Genomic DNA, 14295 nt, shown 5'->3' with positions numbered 1-14295 from the left:
GCTGCGTTGCTGCGTCAGCAGCAGAGAAACGAGATTATGAAGTCTCTTTTTCGTTTCGTCAACATCTTTTTTTACGTTACCGTTTAAAAGCTTGTTGATCCTGCGAACCCGCTCGTTTCGTCGCGGGCTTCGCGCTGCGGTGTCAGTGACATCGAATTGCGAAGGAGGCGAATTCTAGTCACACGCATGACACATTGCAAGCGGATTTTTTGGTATGTCCTTCAGGCGTCAAACCGAGGCTTCAAACCGCACGACACCGCCCAGCAGCAGCCCGCCAACGCATAGAACGGCACGCGGCCGCACGCCCTCTTCTCCCCATCCTGTAGGGCAAACCGATGGCCTGCGCGGAACAGACTAGAATATGGGGTTCTCTGCATCCCAACTCACAGATTTATGCGCTCGCGAATCGCCAAACGCCTCCCCCCTGACGCCGACAAGCTTGTCGGCCTGTCGCTCGCCCTGTTCGCCTCGGGCAGCCGCACCGAAGACCGCTTCTGGGAGGCCAAGCTCGACACGCTCCTAGCGAAGGTCGTGCGAAACGGCAATCAGACCACGCTCGACGCCGCGCTCGATCATCTGCAGCAGAATCATCCGGACGCCTACGGCGCGCTCGCTGACATGGCGGAAACGCATAGCGAGTCGTTCATTCTCGAGCACGAGGGCGAGAAGTACGAAGCGCTGCTGGTTGCCGCGCCCGTGCTCGCCTGGACGCGCTACGTGATTCCGTCGGGTCCGCTGAAGGCCGATGCCTCGGAAGCCCTGCGCACGCATCTGCAGGCACACGTGCTGGCGAGCGGCACGCATGTCGCGATGGCGCCCTATCTCTATAGCATCGACCAGCTGCCGCGCCATCACGTGGAAACGTGGCGCCTCGCCCAGCAGCTTTCGCAGTCGGCGCTGACCGGCAACGTCGCGAAGATCAGCACGGGCGAGCTGCCCGAGACGTCGCCGATCCTCGCCGATCCGCGTTTCCTGCTCGCCGTGGTGGCTGCACCGCTCGGCGCGCCGCTGTTCCGCTGGCAGGAAGAAGAAAACGGCTCGCGCATCGAGCGCGGGCAGTGCCTCGAACAATGGGCCACGCAGGGCGGTGCCAATCTGGCCGTCGTCATGCCGGGCTGCGAGTTCGAATGCCTGCTGCCGGACGCGTACTACTCCGCCTGCCGCGACGCCGACGAGCGCGTGCGCCCGCACACCATCCGCACCGCCGTACGCTATCTGCTCGACACGATCGGCGCGACGGCGCAAGACCTGCGCGCCGTTGTCGCTGGCTTCGGCGAGCGCCGCATCGACGAATACCGTATCGGCTTCACGAAGCGCGGCAGCAATGACGTGCTGTACGGCGTCGTCTGGCCGCTCTACGGTCGCGAAAACGGTGACGCGGAGATCGACGAAGAGCCGTCCGAAGAAAGCGACGCCACCGGCCCGCTCGAAGAAATCGTGACGCTGCTCAAGGAATCGGGCATCACCGATATCCGTCGCCACGCGGGCCGCTTCGAGCCGGAATATTGCGACGATTGCGGCGTGCCGCTCTATGCCGATCCGCTCGGTGAAATCGTCCACGCCGAGATGCCGGAAGATGCTGAGCCCGTTCAGCCGCACTTCCACTAAGCAACGCGGCGTATTCCTACCCGCTGCATCCCAAGTCCCGCCACTGTGCGGGATTTTTTTTTGCCCTACGTCCTACGCCATCTGGACAGGCCGTCAAACGGCGGCCTTTTTGTCATCATGGTGCGGTAGTTCCGGTTTCGAGCGACGTGTGCCGAAGGTACGCGCAGCACAACATTTCGAGAGGCAATACACGGGAGGGCAGTGTTATGCGGTTTGCTGTATTCAATCCGGACGCCGAACGGCGCGAAGGGCTCAAGGCGCTGTTAAGACAAATCGACCGTCGCGCGCGTTTCAGCGACGCCCCTGACTGGCGTAGCGCCGAACGCGCGGCGCAACGTTTCACCCCGAATCTGTTCGTGATCGACTGGCACGACGGCATCGTCGCCGGCGAACTGCGTCAGTTCGTGAGCCGGCACCGCACGCTGCCCATCGCCGTGCTCGTCGATCGCACCGAACCGCCGCATAAGGTTCGCGCCCTCCTCTCCGAAGGCGCGCGCGGCATCATCCGCCGCACCACGGATTCGATTCTGATCGTCAAACTGCTCGAACTGATTCTGCTGGGCGGCGACCATCTGCCCGCCGATGTCTTTGGTCCGACGTTCTGCCCGCCCGGTGCGTGGCCGGTTCCGCCACGCCGCAATGCACGCGGCATGCCACTGCCGCGCAAACTCTCGACCCGGGTGGCGCTCTCGCCGCGCCAGGAGCAGATCCTGCGTTGCGTGCATATGGGCAGCACGAACAAGATGATCGCGCGCGCACTCGGCATCAGCGAAGGCACGGTCAAAGTTCACCTGGCGAGCATCTTCCAGCAGCTCGGCGCGCCCAACCGGGCGGCAGCCGTGGCGATCTACAACGGCTTGCTGTCGAATCAGCTGCAGGTGCTGCGCACGCGTCGCGACAGTCCGCGCAAACCCGCACATGGCGAACACGGCCCCACGCCACTGCGCGCCCGCGTAGAAGCGGAGTTCCGCTATCCGTTGCTGACAGACGACACCTTCGCGCCGCTACCGATGGCCGCGGAGCCCACGCCGCCTTACGGCGACACGGCGCCCGCGCCCTGCAACCCGCCCGGGACCACCCTCGTCGATACAGAAGACCCCGAAGCGCCGCCAGGCAGCGCACACGTTTTGCCCTCCAACGAGTAATATGAAGCTCATGGGGTTCCTCTATACGCCACTACCGTTGTGGGTCATCGTCTGTGCATGGGTTGCATCGGCGGGTCTGCTCGCGTTCGCGCTATGGAACAACCCGTTCAAGCGTCTGCAGGACGCGACGCTCCAGCACGTGTGGCTCGCCATTATCGTGGCCGTCTCCGTGCTGTGGGCGAGTAACGCGTGGCTCGAAGACGGCACCGTGCTGCATCTGCTCGGCGCCACCCTCGTGGTCACGCTGTTCGACTGGGGCCTGGCGCTCATTGCCATGGCCGTGGTCGTCGCCCTCGCGGCGCTGGTGTTCGACTCGCCGTGGGACGGCGTCGCGCTCACCTTCCTCGTCTACGGTGCGTTTCCGGTCTGCCTGTCGGCGTTGCTGCAGCGCGCCTTCACGGCCTGGCTGCCGCGCAATCTCTTCATGTTCATCGTCGGGCAGGGCTTCGTCTCACCTGCCATCGCCGTCTCCGCCGCGGCGTATCTCGCGCTCGGCACGCACATCGCGCTCAACAACGGCTCGATGCTCGCGGTGCCGGCCGGCTACGCGTTCAGCGTGTTCCTGCTCGCGTCCGGCGAGGCCTGGTTCACCGGCATGGCGACCGCACTGATCGCTGTCTACCGTCCCGCGTGGGTCACCACTTACGACGTGCGACGCTATCGCCTCGGCGGCCCTCGCACCTGAGCCAGGCTGAGCAAAACCGAGCGCACCTGAGAGCACCTAAGCGCACCTGAGCGCACCTGAGCGCCGCCAAAGCAACGCTGACGCAAGCAACGCGTCGCCTCCCTGATGGTTTCCTCGATTGCGGCCCGCCGGTCGTGCGCTAGAATGAACCGGCGCCCGCGGCCACAAGCCGCGTCGCGCTCACTGCGTGTGCGGCAACAACGGTCGATCCCACGAGGGCAACGCGCGAAATAATTGTTTCAGGATTGAACTCAACCACGCAGCGCAGCATCTTACGGTGCCAGACGTTCCACCCTCATCCAGAACAATCAGATGGACCGCAACATCGCTTTCCGCCAGTTGCTGCGTACTGGAGGCCGACTGGTCGCCTGCGCCGCGAGCCTGATGCTCGTCTGCACGCTGCCCGCCGAGGCCGATCAGCTCGAGCAGCAAAACGATCTCGTCAACACTTACGTCACGCAGATGCATGCCGATCCGCTGGTCGCGCGTTGCGCCGCGCACGGCAACTTCATCGCCGGCACGTCGAGTGTGCTCGATCACGTCGAATTCCCGCCCAGTTCCTTCGATAGCGCGCACGCCACCGTCACGCCCTGGAACGATTCCTTCGATGAAGGCAAGCAGCGCGTGAAGGTCGATACGATCGTCACCGTCGACGGCATCGGCATTCCGCAAGACAGCAGCCACGCGCCGTACGATCTCAAATTCCGTTGCGGCTACGTCGGTCAGCAGATCCTCGCCTTCAGCTGGAACGATCCCGAACCGCCCGCACGTGCGCGCAGCGAGCGCAGCAGCGCGTCGCCCGGCGCGGCGCACGTGAGCGGCAAACACACCGCCAAGTCGAAAAAGGCGACCGGCAAGAGCAAGGGCACGACGAAGAAGTCGACGAGCAAGTCCAGCCACAAGTCCTCGTCCACCTCGTCGAAGAGCGCCACGAAGTCCGCATCGAAATCGACCACGAAGTCCACCGCGAAAGCCACGGCGAAGAAGTCGTCAACGAAGAAAAAGTCGACGGCGCAGTAAGCGCGGCACGACAGTTCACGCACACAACAGCGCGAACAAAAAAGGGGGAAGCGGCTCACACCGCTTCCCCCTTTTTCATATCGTCACCGTCGTGGCGATGCCGTCAGGCGAACCTCAGGCGAAGGTCTCAACGTGATGGAGAATGGCCTGCAGCATCGCCGCACCGAGCGACGCGCTGCGCTCGCCGTTCCAGCCCACACGCTCGTCGGGCAGATTCGCGTTGTCCTTGAACGGCATTTCGAGCGTGAGCGAGAGACAGCCGTAACGATGGCCGATGTACTTCGACGCCAGCTTGAGCGCGTCCTCGCGATAGCGGCTCGCTTCGTAGCCGTGCTTGTCCTGGAAGTCGGGGCTCGCGATCTTGAAGGCGTCGATGAACGCCTTCTGCTCCGTGCGCTGCTGATCCGTGAAACCCGGCAGCATTTCCGATCCCGCCACGAACACATAAGGCAGCGTTTCGTCGCCGTGAATGTCGAAGAACAGATCGCAGCCGGTCTGCTCGATCGCGTCGCGCACCACGAGCACTTCCGGGCTGCGCTGCGCATCCGGCTCCATCCATTCGCGATTGAGGTTCGCGCCCACGGCGTTCGTGCGCAGATTGCCGTGCACGCTGCCGTCCGGGTTCATGTTCGGCACGATGTGGAAAATCGCGCGGTCGAGCAGCTTGCGCGCGACCGGATCGCCCGACCAGTCGCCCCAACCCGCCAGCCGCTTCACGAGACCTTCGACGAACCATTCGGCCATCGATTCGCCCGGATGCTGGCGCGCGATGATCCACACGGTCTGCTTGGGCTTGCCTTCGGGCGTGGTGTCGCCGGGCATGCCGAGCGAGAGCAGCGACATCGGCCGGCCCTCGACGCTCTGGCCGAGCTCGCTCAGCGTGGCGTGCGGCAACTGCTGCAGCGCGCCGAGGAATTCCGAGTGGCGCTCCTCGCCGTACGGCTCGAAATACGCGTAGTAAATGCTGTCGAAATCGGGCGTGTGCTCGATGGTCAGCGCCTTGCCGTCGTACGAGGTCGGCACGCGGAACCAGTTCACGCGGTCGTAGCTCGCGACGGCCTGATAGTCGCGCCAGCCTTCGGGAAACGCGCATGCCGATGCGTTTTCGAAGGTCATCGTGCACGGCTCGCCGCGCGCGCCCGTCAGGCGGAAGTAGAACCACTGCGCGAATTCGGACTGATTGTCGGGGCGCACGCGCAGGCGGATGTCGTCGGGCTGCTCGCACGACAGCACTTCGATCGCGCCCGCGTCGAACTGGCTGGAGATGGAAATCGTCATGGCAATATCCTTGGCTGGATCGGTGCTCGCGCGCCGCTCAAACGGTCAATCTATCAATCTATCAATCGGTCAAATCGCTCAATCGGCGATGCGACGGCGGAATACGTAGGTCGAATCGTTCGATGCGCCCGCATCGAATGCATAGCCTTCGCTGTCGAAGGCCTTGAGCGCTTCGGGTTCGGCGATGCGGTTCTCGACCGCATAGCGCGCCATCAGACCGCGCGCGCGTTTCGCGTGGAAGCTGATGATCTTGTAGCGGCCGCCCTTCCAGTCTTCGAAAACCGGCGTAATCACAGGCGCGTCGAGCTTCTTCGGCTTCACGGCCTTGAAGTATTCGTTCGACGCGCAATTCACGAGCACGCGTGCGCCGTGCTTCGCGCTCTTCGCGTGGTTGTGCTCGAACTGCGCGTTGAGCGCGTGCGTGATGCGCTCGCCCCAGAACGCGTAGAGATCTTTGCCGCGCGCGTTCTCGAAGCGCGTGCCCATCTCCAGGCGATACGGTTGCAGCAGGTCGAGCGGACGCAGCAGGCCATAGAGACCCGAAAGCACGCGCACGTGGTTTTGCGCGTAGTCAAGGTCGGCGTGCGAAAGCGATCGGGCGTCGAGACCCTCGTACACGTCGCCGTTGAACGCGAGCACGGCCTGCTTCGCGTTGCTCTGGCTAAAGCGCGTGGACCAGTCGGCGTAACGCTGGAAATTCAGGCACGCGAGCGGGTCGGAAATGCTCATCAACGTGCCGATCTGCTGCGGCGACAGGCGGCGCAGGCCGTCGATCAGCTCGGCCGCGTCGTCGACGAAATCGGGGATGGTGTGGGTGTCGACGTGCGCCGGCGTGTCATAGTCGAGCGATTTGGCCGGCGACAGAACGATTATCATAGAGGCTTGCAGGGCACGCGGTGCCCATGTTCAAAGGCGAAAGCCCGATTGTAGCGAATTCACGAATGACCGGTTTTACGCCCCGGAATCCCGACGCGCCCATCGTGGTGCTCGACTCCAATGTCTGGCTCGACATCCTCATCTTCGACGATCCCCACACGCGGCCGATCCGCGCCGCGCTCGAACGCGGCGCGCTCACAGCGCTGATCGACGCGCGCTGCCGCGGCGAGCTCGCGTTCGTGCTCGATTATCCGCATCTGCAGGGGCGCGGCGTGGACAAGGCCGGCGCGCTGGCCGCGCTTGCGCCGCTCGTCTCGCTGATCGAGCCGCCCGAGTTGCCCGCCGACGCGCGCGCGCTGCCGCAATGCCGCGACCGCGACGACCAGAAGTTTCTCGAACTCGCGCGCGCGAGCGGCGCGGCGTGGCTGGTCTCGAAGGACCGCGCCGTGCTCAAACTCGCGAAGCGCATCGCGCGCGACTTCGGTTTCCGGATCGGCACGCCCGATGTGTTCGTCGCCGAATGCGGGCTGGGCGGCGCGGCCGAAGCCGCCGCCTGAACCGGCGCACGCAGCCGCGCCGATTTCCCTACAATCAGGCTTTCCTGTTCCTCCGATTCCAGACGACCGCGCCATGAACGCACCGCATCCTTCGCAAGCTCCGTCGACGCAGAACCTGCTCACGCCCTCTTTTCCGTCGCGCCTGCCCGACGTCGGCACGACGATCTTCACGGTGATGAGCGCGCTCGCCGCCGAAAAGGGCGCGGTCAATCTCGGTCAGGGCTTCCCCGATTTCAACTGCGATGCGCGCATCGTCGACGCGGTGGCGCAAGCCATGCGCGACGGCCACAACCAGTATCCGCCGATGGCCGGCGTCGCCGCGCTGCGCGAAGCGATCGCCGGCAAGATCGAGCAGGTCTACGGCCGCCGCTACGACGCCAACAGCGAAATCACGGTGACGGCGGGCGCGACCCAGGCGCTCCTCACGACGATTCTCGCGACCGTGCATCCCGGCGACGAAGTGATCGTGGTCGAGCCGACCTACGACAGCTATCTGCCGTCGATCGAACTCGCGGGCGGCAAGCCCGTGTTCGTGACGCTCGAAGCGCCCGATTACGCGATTCCGTTCGACCGCCTCGCCGCGGCCATCACGCCGAAAACGCGCCTGATCCTCATCAACACGCCGCACAACCCGACCGGCACGGTCTGGCGCGCCGAGGACATGCGCAAGCTCGAAGAGATCGTGCGCGGCACCAACGTGCTGATCCTCTCCGACGAAGTCTACGAACACATGGTCTACGACGGCCAGCCGCACGAGAGCGTGGCGCGCTATCCGGAACTGGCCGCGCGCAGCTTTATCGTGTCGAGCTTCGGCAAGACGTTTCACGTGACCGGCTGGAAAGTGGGCTACGTGGCCGCGCCCGCGCCGCTCACGGCGGAATTCCGCAAGGTGCACCAGTTCAACGTGTTCACGGTGAATACGCCGATGCAGGTGGGTCTGGCGCAGTATCTGCGCGATCCGCAGCCGTATCTGGACCTGCCCGCGTTCTATCAGCGCAAGCGCGACTTCTTCCGCGCCGGCCTCGCGAACTCGCGCTTCAAGCTGCTGCCGTGCGAAGGCACCTACTTCCAGTGCGTCGATTATTCGGCGATCAGCGACCTGCCCGAAGCCGAGTTCTCGAAGTGGCTCACTTCGGAGATCGGCGTGGCGGCCATTCCGGTGTCGGCGTTCTATCACGAGTCGCACGAATCGGGCGTGGTGCGCTTTTGCTTCGCCAAGCAGGAGAGCACGCTCGCCAGCGCGCTCGAACGGCTCGCGCGGCTCTGAGCGCGTAACATCCCGCCGCCCCGCCAGCGCGATGACACCGCGAACCGCCTCGAGGCGTGTCCGGTCATCGCGCGGCAGGGCGCGCTCCCGCGCGTTACGCGTTCGCTTCGAGATACGCCTTGCGGTCGGCGCCCACGCGCTGCGCGGCCGGGCGCTCGCTCACGAGCTTGACGTACGCCTTCCAGTCCACGCCGGCCTCGGCGAGGAAATCGCGGCCGTAGACCTTCTGCGTCGCCATGCCGACGAGCGGCAGGCTCACGAACGCCGCCATGTCGGCCACGCCGAACTGCTCGCCGCCCACGTACGGCGCGAACTTCGCGAGCCGCTTGAAGCTCGCCACATAGCGGTTCAGACGCTTTTCGACCGTCGCCTTCACTTCGTCGCTGGCCTTGCCGCCGAAGAACGCCTCGCCGTACAGCTCGCGCGCGACCAGCTCCAGATGCGTTTCGATGAAGGTGATCAGCTCACGCTCCTTGGCGGCCTGCCACGGATCGGCCGCGAAGATGCGCTTCTCCGGAAAGCGCGCCGCCAGATACTCGACAATCACTTCCGACTCGCACAGAAAGCCCTGCTCCGTTTCGATGTAGGGCACCTTGCCGCCCGGCGATTCGGCGAGCTTCGCCTCGGCGAGCGGCAGCTTCGTCAGCACTTCCTCGAACGGAATGCCGTGCTCGAGCAGCACGAACTTCACCTTGTTGTAGTAGTTCGAGACCGCAAAACCATGCAGCTTGATCATCCTCGTCTCCTCCTTGGGGGCGATGCGCGGCAATCCGGGATTGCCGAACCGTTTTCATGAAAATGTACGACCGTGCTATTCTAGGCCAATCATGGAGCCAGGCTTCCAATGACTTTCCATCATTTCAATATTGAGACATCCGGCGACGATGCGGCAACGTATCCCGCCGACACCTTCGCGAAACTCGCCGTAAAAGGCAAGTCCGGCAAACGCGCCGCGTGCAGCGTCACGCGCCTGCGCGCCGTTACCATCGCATCGAACGAGGCCCAGTCATGAGCGCCGAACTCCTCAGCACCCGCCCGCACGGCCACGAATCGACGCTCGTGCTCACGCTCTCGAATCCCGGCGCGCGCAATGCGCTGCATCCCGACATGTACGCCGCCGCGATCGAAGCGTTCGACACCGCCGAGCGCGATCCGTCGCTGCGCGCGATCGTCCTCACGGGCGCCGACAACTTCTTCTGCGCGGGCGGCAACCTGAACCGCCTGCTCGAAAACCGCGCGAAAGACCCGTCGGTGCAGGCCGCCAGCATCGACATGCTCGCCCAATGGGTCACGGCCATGCGCCAGTGCAGCAAGCCCGTGATCGCCGCCGTGGAAGGCGCCGCGGCAGGCGCGGGCTTCTCGCTCGCGCTGGCCGCCGACCTGCTGGTCGCCGCCGAAGACGCGAAATTCGTCATGGCCTACGCGCGCGTCGGCCTCACGCCCGACGGCGGCGGCTCGTGGTTCCTCGCGCAGTCGCTGCCGCGCGCGCTCGCGTTCGAGCTGATGGCCGAAGGCAAGCCGATCGCCGCGTCGCGCCTCGCCGAGCTGGGCGTCGTCAACCGCGTCGCCAAACCGCAGGGCGCGCTCGACGCCGCGCTCGCCTGGGCCGACGAACTCGCGAAGATCGCACCGAACTCGGTCGCGCGCATCAAGGGCCTGACGAACGTCGCCGTCACGCACACGCTCGACGAGCAGCTCGCCGCCGAACGCGACAACTTCGTCGCCTCGCTGCATCACAGCGACGGCCTCGAAGGCATCACCGCGTTCCTCGAAAAACGTTCCCCGGTCTACAAGCGATGAGCGAATTCCAGTTGCCGCAGCGCCGCCGCATCTATCTGATGCGCCATGGCGACGTCACCTATTTCGACGATTCAGGCCGCGCGATCGATCCGGACACCGTGCCGCTCAACGACAACGGCCGCGCCCAGGCGAGCGCCGCCGGCGCGGCGTTCGCGCAGCAAGGCGTGCGCTTCGACCGCGTGATCGTGAGCGGCTTGCGGCGCACGATCGAAACCGCGCAGCATGTGCTCGACGCGACCGGCCAGCAGATCGCACTCGAAGAACAACCGGCGTGGCAGGAAATCCGCGGCGGCCGTCTCGCCGACATCGCGCCCGCCGACATCGAGAACGCGTTTCTGCGCGCCTTCGACGGCGTCGTGTCCGAAGAGACGCGCTTTCTCGGCGGCGAGAGCATCGGCGAACTGCTCGATCGCGTGCTGCCCGCTATCGCCGAACTGCGCGCCGATCCCGCCTGGGACACCGCGCTGCTCGTGCTGCACGGCGGCGTGAACCGCGCGATTCTCTCGCACGCGATCACGGCGGGCGGCCGCATGTTCTTCGGCCACCTCGCGCAGACCACGGGCTGCATCAACGTGCTCGATGCGGGCGCGGCGCCGCACGACTGGATCGTGCGCGCGCTGAACCACGCGCCGCCCTCGCCTTTGCATCGCGACACCCGCAACACCACGATGGAGATGCTGTACGCGCAATATCTGCGCTATCGCCCGCAGCGCTAGCGCGTTGCACCGACGGCTTACACAAGAACGGAGACAAACATGGCGCAAGCCACCCCGGATGGAGACAAGAACGCCGCCGACAAGTCCACCGACTTCTCGGCGTTCGAAGGCACGCGGCCCGTGGCCGACCGTCAACGTTTCGATATCGACGCCTTGAGCGCGTGGCTCACGGCGCACGTCGCGGGCTTCGCCGGACCGCTCACAGTCGAGCAGTTCGCCGGCGGCCAGTCGAATCCCACCTTCAAGCTCGTCACGCCCACGCGCAGCTACGTGATGCGCGCGAAGCCGGGGCCGAAGGCGAAGCTGCTGCCTTCGGCGCACGCCATCGAACGTGAATATCGCGTGATGGATGCGCTCGGCGCCACCGATGTGCCCGTCGCGAAGATGCTCGCGCTGTGCGAAGACGAAGCCGTGATCGGCCGCGCGTTCTATGTGATGGAGTTCGTCGAGGGCCGCGTGCTCTGGAATCAGGCGCTGCCCGGCATGACGCGCGAAGAACGCGGCGCGATCTACGAGGAAATGAACCGCGTGATCGCCGCGCTTCACAACGTGAAGCCCGACGCCATCGGTCTCGCGGACTTCGGCAAGCCCGGCAATTATTTCGCACGCCAGATCGATCGCTGGAGCCGTCAATATCAGGCCTCGGAAACCGAGTCGATCGACGCGATGAATCGCCTGATCGAATGGCTGCCGCAGCATATGCCCGACGATCAGGGCTCGCGCGTGTCGGTCGTGCACGGCGACTTCCGCCTCGACAACCTCATCTTCCATCCGACCGAGCCGCGCGTGCTCGCCGTGCTCGACTGGGAACTCTCGACGCTCGGCGATCCGCTCGCCGACTTCTCGTATCACTGCATGGCGTGGCACGTCGAGCCTGGCCAGTTCCGCGGCATCGGCGGACTCGACTGGCAGGCGCTCGGCATTCCCGACGAGCAGCATTACGTGCAGCGGTATTGCGAGCGCACCGGCCTCGAAATCCGCGGCGACTGGAACTTCTATCTCGCCTACAACATGTTCCGCATCGCGGCCATCCTGCAAGGGATCATGAAACGCGTGGTCGACGGCACCGCCGCCAGCGCCCAGGCCGCCGACGCCGGACGCCGCGCGCGGCCGATGGCCGAACTCGCGTGGCACTACGCGCAAAAGGTGCGCTAGCCGCGCGCCGGATTTCCTGACTCATCATCGGCAAACCGATCAGCAAACCCATCGCACTCGAAACATATTCGGTGCTCTTTAGCGAGGTCCCAGATGAATTTCGATTACACCCCGAAAGTGCAGGCGCTGCGCGAGAAGCTGCTCGCGTTCTTCGACGAACACATCTATCCGAACGAGTCCGTCTATCACGAGGAAGTCGAGCGCAACCGCGCCGCCGGCAACGCGTGGGTGCCCACCGAAATCGTCGAGAAACTCAAGGTCAAGGCGCGCGAAGCCGGACTGTGGAATCTGTTCCTGCCGGAGTCGCATCGCGGCGCGGGCCTGACGAACCTCGAATACGCGCCACTGTGCGAGATCATGGGCCGCGTGATCTGGGCGCCCGAAGTGTTCAATTGCAGCGCGCCCGACACCGGCAACATGGAAACCATCGAGCGCTACGGCACCGAGGAACACAAGCGCCAGTGGCTCGATCCGCTGCTGCAGGGGCAGATTCGCTCGGCCTTCCTGATGACGGAGCCGGAAGTCGCTTCGTCGGATGCGACCAACATCCAGACGCGCATCGAGCGTGACGGCGACGACTACGTGATCAACGGCACGAAGTGGTGGTCGTCGGGTGCGGGCGATCCGCGCTGCGCGGTGTACATCGTGATGGGCAAGACCGATCCCGATGGTCCGCGCCACGCGCAGCAGTCGATGATCCTCGTGCCGTCCGACGCGGCGGGCATCACGGTCAAGCGCCCGCTCACGGTGTTCGGCTACGACGACGCGCCGCACGGCCACATGGAGATCAAGCTGGAAAATGTGCGCGTGCCGGCGTCGAACATCCTGCTCGGCGAAGGGCGCGGCTTCGAGATAGCGCAAGGCCGTCTCGGGCCGGGCCGCATCCATCACTGCATGCGGCTGATCGGACTGGCGGAACGCGCGATCGAATTCATGGCGAAGCGCGCGCTCTCGCGCGTCGCGTTCGGCAAGACCATCGCGCAGCAGACAGTCACGCAGGAACGTCTCGCCGAAGCGCGCTGCATGATCGAACAGGCGCGCCTGCTCACGCTGAAGACCGCGTACATGATGGACACGGTCGGCAACAAGGGCGCGCGCGGCGAGATCGCGATGATCAAGGTGGTCGCGCCGAGCATGGCCTGCCAGGTACTCGACTGGGCGATTCAGGTGCATGGCGGCGGCGGCGTGAGCGGCGACTTCCCGCTCGCTTACGCGTATGCGCAGGCACGCACGCTGCGTTTCGCCGACGGCCCGGACGAAGTGCACCGCAACGCCATCGCCAAGCTCGAACTCGCGCGTCATCTGGAGCCGGGCGCGGCGTCGCGCGTGGAAATGCCGGTCACGCGCTCGTAAGTTCGGCGTAGCACTCAGCGCAGCATCGTGCGGATGGAACTCCGCTCGATGCGTGCGCTCAGTCAGATCTCAGTTTGCGCTCGCGCGCTGCGCCGCGAGCGATCTGGCCACCGACGCCAGCGTTCTGCGCCGGATCCAGCCGCTGGCCGCACGGATCGCGAGCCAGTACGGCGTCATCAACATCCGGGTGGACCACGACGGGCAATGCACGAACGTCTCGGTCACGAGCCGCGACGCGCGCTCGCCCTCCTCCACGCGAAACCGCAGCACCAGCTTCGCGATATCGGTGCGCGCAAGCGCGAGAAAGGCCGCCGCATCCGCGACATCGACGAGCCCGAAATCCGGACGCCAGAAGCGCCCCGCCAGCCCGAACGACAACTCGCGCTCACCGCGATCAAGCGGCATGAACGTACTCAGGCCGAACGGCGCGCGCGCCTCGCCATGCAGGCGCTGCACCAGACGCGTCGGCGCTTCGCGCACGCGCATCAGCGTATCGATGACCCAATCGTCGCGCATGTCGAGCGCCACGAGCGCGTCGAGAATGCGCGCCGGCGACGTCTCGTCCACGGACGCCGCGTGTCGCTCATAGAACTGGTGACTCGGCAAAAAGCGCGTGTGTGCGGCAGCGGATGCAGTCATCGTCGACGGGTGCGCATGCGGGGGCAAAGCGCGAAAGTGGAACACTGCTCACCATGATGCCACCGCATTGCACCGCGGCGATCCCACGCTGACATTGAGGTCACTTTGCGGGCTTCTGCGCGGCGCGGCGAACTATGCTAATTTGCGCCAGTTCAGGCGCCGACGCCCATACCGTGGCGCCATCGTCCCCAGGAGC

At 65.1% G+C, this 14295-nt stretch carries 14 protein-coding genes; 10 read left to right on the top strand and 4 right to left on the bottom strand.

Annotation, left to right across the window (positions count from 1 at the left end):
• Nucleotides 1-393: 393 nt before the first annotated feature.
• The 4 genes from SB764_RS16250 to SB764_RS16235 all read left to right on the top strand — a co-directional run bounded on the left by SB764_RS16250 (nucleotide 394) and on the right by SB764_RS16235 (nucleotide 4458).
• Nucleotides 394-1608: a DUF2863 family protein gene (locus SB764_RS16250; protein WP_183038693.1), complete on the top strand. Its 1215-nt coding sequence runs from the start codon at nucleotides 394-396 to the stop codon at nucleotides 1606-1608.
• A 206-nt stretch (nucleotides 1609-1814) separates the two neighbouring features.
• Nucleotides 1815-2753 (top strand): response regulator transcription factor, encoded by a 939-nt coding sequence (locus tag SB764_RS16245; protein WP_074984837.1) that lies wholly within the window; start codon nucleotides 1815-1817, stop codon nucleotides 2751-2753.
• Between the two features lie 10 nt (nucleotides 2754-2763).
• Nucleotides 2764-3438 carry an energy-coupling factor ABC transporter permease gene (locus SB764_RS16240; RefSeq protein ID WP_321869214.1) on the top strand — a complete coding sequence of 225 codons (675 nt, stop codon included), beginning with the start codon at nucleotides 2764-2766 and terminating at the stop codon, nucleotides 3436-3438.
• Nucleotides 3439-3750: 312 nt separating this feature from the next.
• Nucleotides 3751-4458 (top strand): BspC domain-containing protein, encoded by a 708-nt coding sequence (locus tag SB764_RS16235; RefSeq protein ID WP_074984835.1) that lies wholly within the window; start codon nucleotides 3751-3753, stop codon nucleotides 4456-4458.
• Nucleotides 4459-4572: 114 nt separating this feature from the next.
• Here the strand turns inward: SB764_RS16235 and SB764_RS16230 are convergent, their stop codons facing one another.
• Nucleotides 4573-5736, bottom strand: coding sequence for a M14-type cytosolic carboxypeptidase (locus SB764_RS16230; RefSeq protein WP_065064626.1), 1164 nt, complete (start codon nucleotides 5734-5736; stop codon nucleotides 4573-4575).
• Between the two features lie 78 nt (nucleotides 5737-5814).
• Nucleotides 5815-6612 carry a peroxide stress protein YaaA gene (gene yaaA / locus SB764_RS16225; RefSeq protein ID WP_410864056.1) on the bottom strand — a complete coding sequence of 266 codons (798 nt, stop codon included), beginning with the start codon at nucleotides 6610-6612 and terminating at the stop codon, nucleotides 5815-5817.
• Nucleotides 6613-6677: 65 nt separating this feature from the next.
• Here yaaA and SB764_RS16220 point away from each other — a divergent pair, with 65 nt between their 5' ends.
• Both SB764_RS16220 and SB764_RS16215 read left to right on the top strand, forming a co-directional pair.
• Nucleotides 6678-7169 (top strand): putative toxin-antitoxin system toxin component, PIN family, encoded by a 492-nt coding sequence (locus SB764_RS16220; protein ID WP_065064622.1) that lies wholly within the window; start codon nucleotides 6678-6680, stop codon nucleotides 7167-7169.
• 73 nt (nucleotides 7170-7242) lie between these two features.
• On the top strand, nucleotides 7243-8436 hold the full coding sequence (locus SB764_RS16215; RefSeq protein ID WP_065064620.1) for a pyridoxal phosphate-dependent aminotransferase: 1194 nt from the start codon (nucleotides 7243-7245) through the stop codon (nucleotides 8434-8436).
• A gap of 94 nt (nucleotides 8437-8530) precedes the next feature.
• Here SB764_RS16215 and SB764_RS16210 read toward each other — a convergent pair whose 3' ends face one another.
• Complete coding sequence (locus SB764_RS16210; protein ID WP_110327630.1) at nucleotides 8531-9172, bottom strand: glutathione S-transferase; 642 nt, start codon at nucleotides 9170-9172, stop codon at nucleotides 8531-8533.
• A 272-nt stretch (nucleotides 9173-9444) separates the two neighbouring features.
• Here SB764_RS16210 and SB764_RS16205 point away from each other — a divergent pair, with 272 nt between their 5' ends.
• From SB764_RS16205 to SB764_RS16190, 4 genes are all read left to right on the top strand, one after another.
• Nucleotides 9445-10236, top strand: coding sequence for an oxepin-CoA hydrolase, alternative type (locus SB764_RS16205; protein WP_110327629.1), 792 nt, complete (start codon nucleotides 9445-9447; stop codon nucleotides 10234-10236).
• Nucleotides 10233-10952, top strand: a complete 720-nt coding sequence (locus SB764_RS16200; protein ID WP_410864054.1) for a histidine phosphatase family protein — start codon at nucleotides 10233-10235, stop codon at nucleotides 10950-10952. Before SB764_RS16205 ends, SB764_RS16200 begins: the two co-directional genes overlap by 4 nt.
• A gap of 39 nt (nucleotides 10953-10991) precedes the next feature.
• Nucleotides 10992-12107: a phosphotransferase gene (locus SB764_RS16195; RefSeq protein WP_110327628.1), complete on the top strand. Its 1116-nt coding sequence runs from the start codon at nucleotides 10992-10994 to the stop codon at nucleotides 12105-12107.
• Nucleotides 12108-12200: 93 nt separating this feature from the next.
• Entirely contained in the window at nucleotides 12201-13460 is a 1260-nt protein-coding gene (locus tag SB764_RS16190) for an acyl-CoA dehydrogenase family protein (RefSeq protein WP_322004596.1), read from the top strand.
• Nucleotides 13461-13529: 69 nt separating this feature from the next.
• Here SB764_RS16190 and SB764_RS16185 read toward each other — a convergent pair whose 3' ends face one another.
• Nucleotides 13530-14099, bottom strand: coding sequence for a hypothetical protein (locus tag SB764_RS16185; protein WP_410864052.1), 570 nt, complete (start codon nucleotides 14097-14099; stop codon nucleotides 13530-13532).
• Nucleotides 14100-14295 lie beyond the last annotated feature (196 nt).

Origin of the sequence: Paraburkholderia sp. SIMBA_027 (assembly GCF_046535315.1) — a bacterium.
Classification (GTDB): Bacteria; Pseudomonadota; Gammaproteobacteria; order Burkholderiales; family Burkholderiaceae; genus Paraburkholderia; species Paraburkholderia tropica.
The sequence above is the reverse complement of the archived record's forward strand: the minus strand, read 5'-3'. Positions and strand labels throughout refer to the sequence as shown.

Bases quoted from the DNA above. Each gene is read 5' to 3' on its own strand.
- SB764_RS16250 (WP_183038693.1), top strand. From the start codon at position 394: ATGCGCTCGCGAATCGCCAAACGCCTCCCCCCTGACGCCGACAAGCTT.
- SB764_RS16245 (WP_074984837.1), top strand. From the start codon at position 1,815: ATGCGGTTTGCTGTATTCAATCCGGACGCCGAACGGCGCGAAGGGCTC.
- SB764_RS16240 (WP_321869214.1), top strand. From the start codon at position 2,764: ATGGGGTTCCTCTATACGCCACTACCGTTGTGGGTCATCGTCTGTGCA.
- SB764_RS16235 (WP_074984835.1), top strand. From the start codon at position 3,751: ATGGACCGCAACATCGCTTTCCGCCAGTTGCTGCGTACTGGAGGCCGA.
- SB764_RS16230 (WP_065064626.1), bottom strand. From the start codon at position 5,736: ATGACGATTTCCATCTCCAGCCAGTTCGACGCGGGCGCGATCGAAGTG.
- yaaA (WP_410864056.1), bottom strand. From the start codon at position 6,612: ATGATAATCGTTCTGTCGCCGGCCAAATCGCTCGACTATGACACGCCG.
- SB764_RS16220 (WP_065064622.1), top strand. From the start codon at position 6,678: ATGACCGGTTTTACGCCCCGGAATCCCGACGCGCCCATCGTGGTGCTC.
- SB764_RS16215 (WP_065064620.1), top strand. From the start codon at position 7,243: ATGAACGCACCGCATCCTTCGCAAGCTCCGTCGACGCAGAACCTGCTC.
- SB764_RS16210 (WP_110327630.1), bottom strand. From the start codon at position 9,172: ATGATCAAGCTGCATGGTTTTGCGGTCTCGAACTACTACAACAAGGTG.
- SB764_RS16205 (WP_110327629.1), top strand. From the start codon at position 9,445: ATGAGCGCCGAACTCCTCAGCACCCGCCCGCACGGCCACGAATCGACG.
- SB764_RS16200 (WP_410864054.1), top strand. From the start codon at position 10,233: ATGAGCGAATTCCAGTTGCCGCAGCGCCGCCGCATCTATCTGATGCGC.
- SB764_RS16195 (WP_110327628.1), top strand. From the start codon at position 10,992: ATGGCGCAAGCCACCCCGGATGGAGACAAGAACGCCGCCGACAAGTCC.
- SB764_RS16190 (WP_322004596.1), top strand. From the start codon at position 12,201: ATGAATTTCGATTACACCCCGAAAGTGCAGGCGCTGCGCGAGAAGCTG.
- SB764_RS16185 (WP_410864052.1), bottom strand. From the start codon at position 14,099: ATGACTGCATCCGCTGCCGCACACACGCGCTTTTTGCCGAGTCACCAG.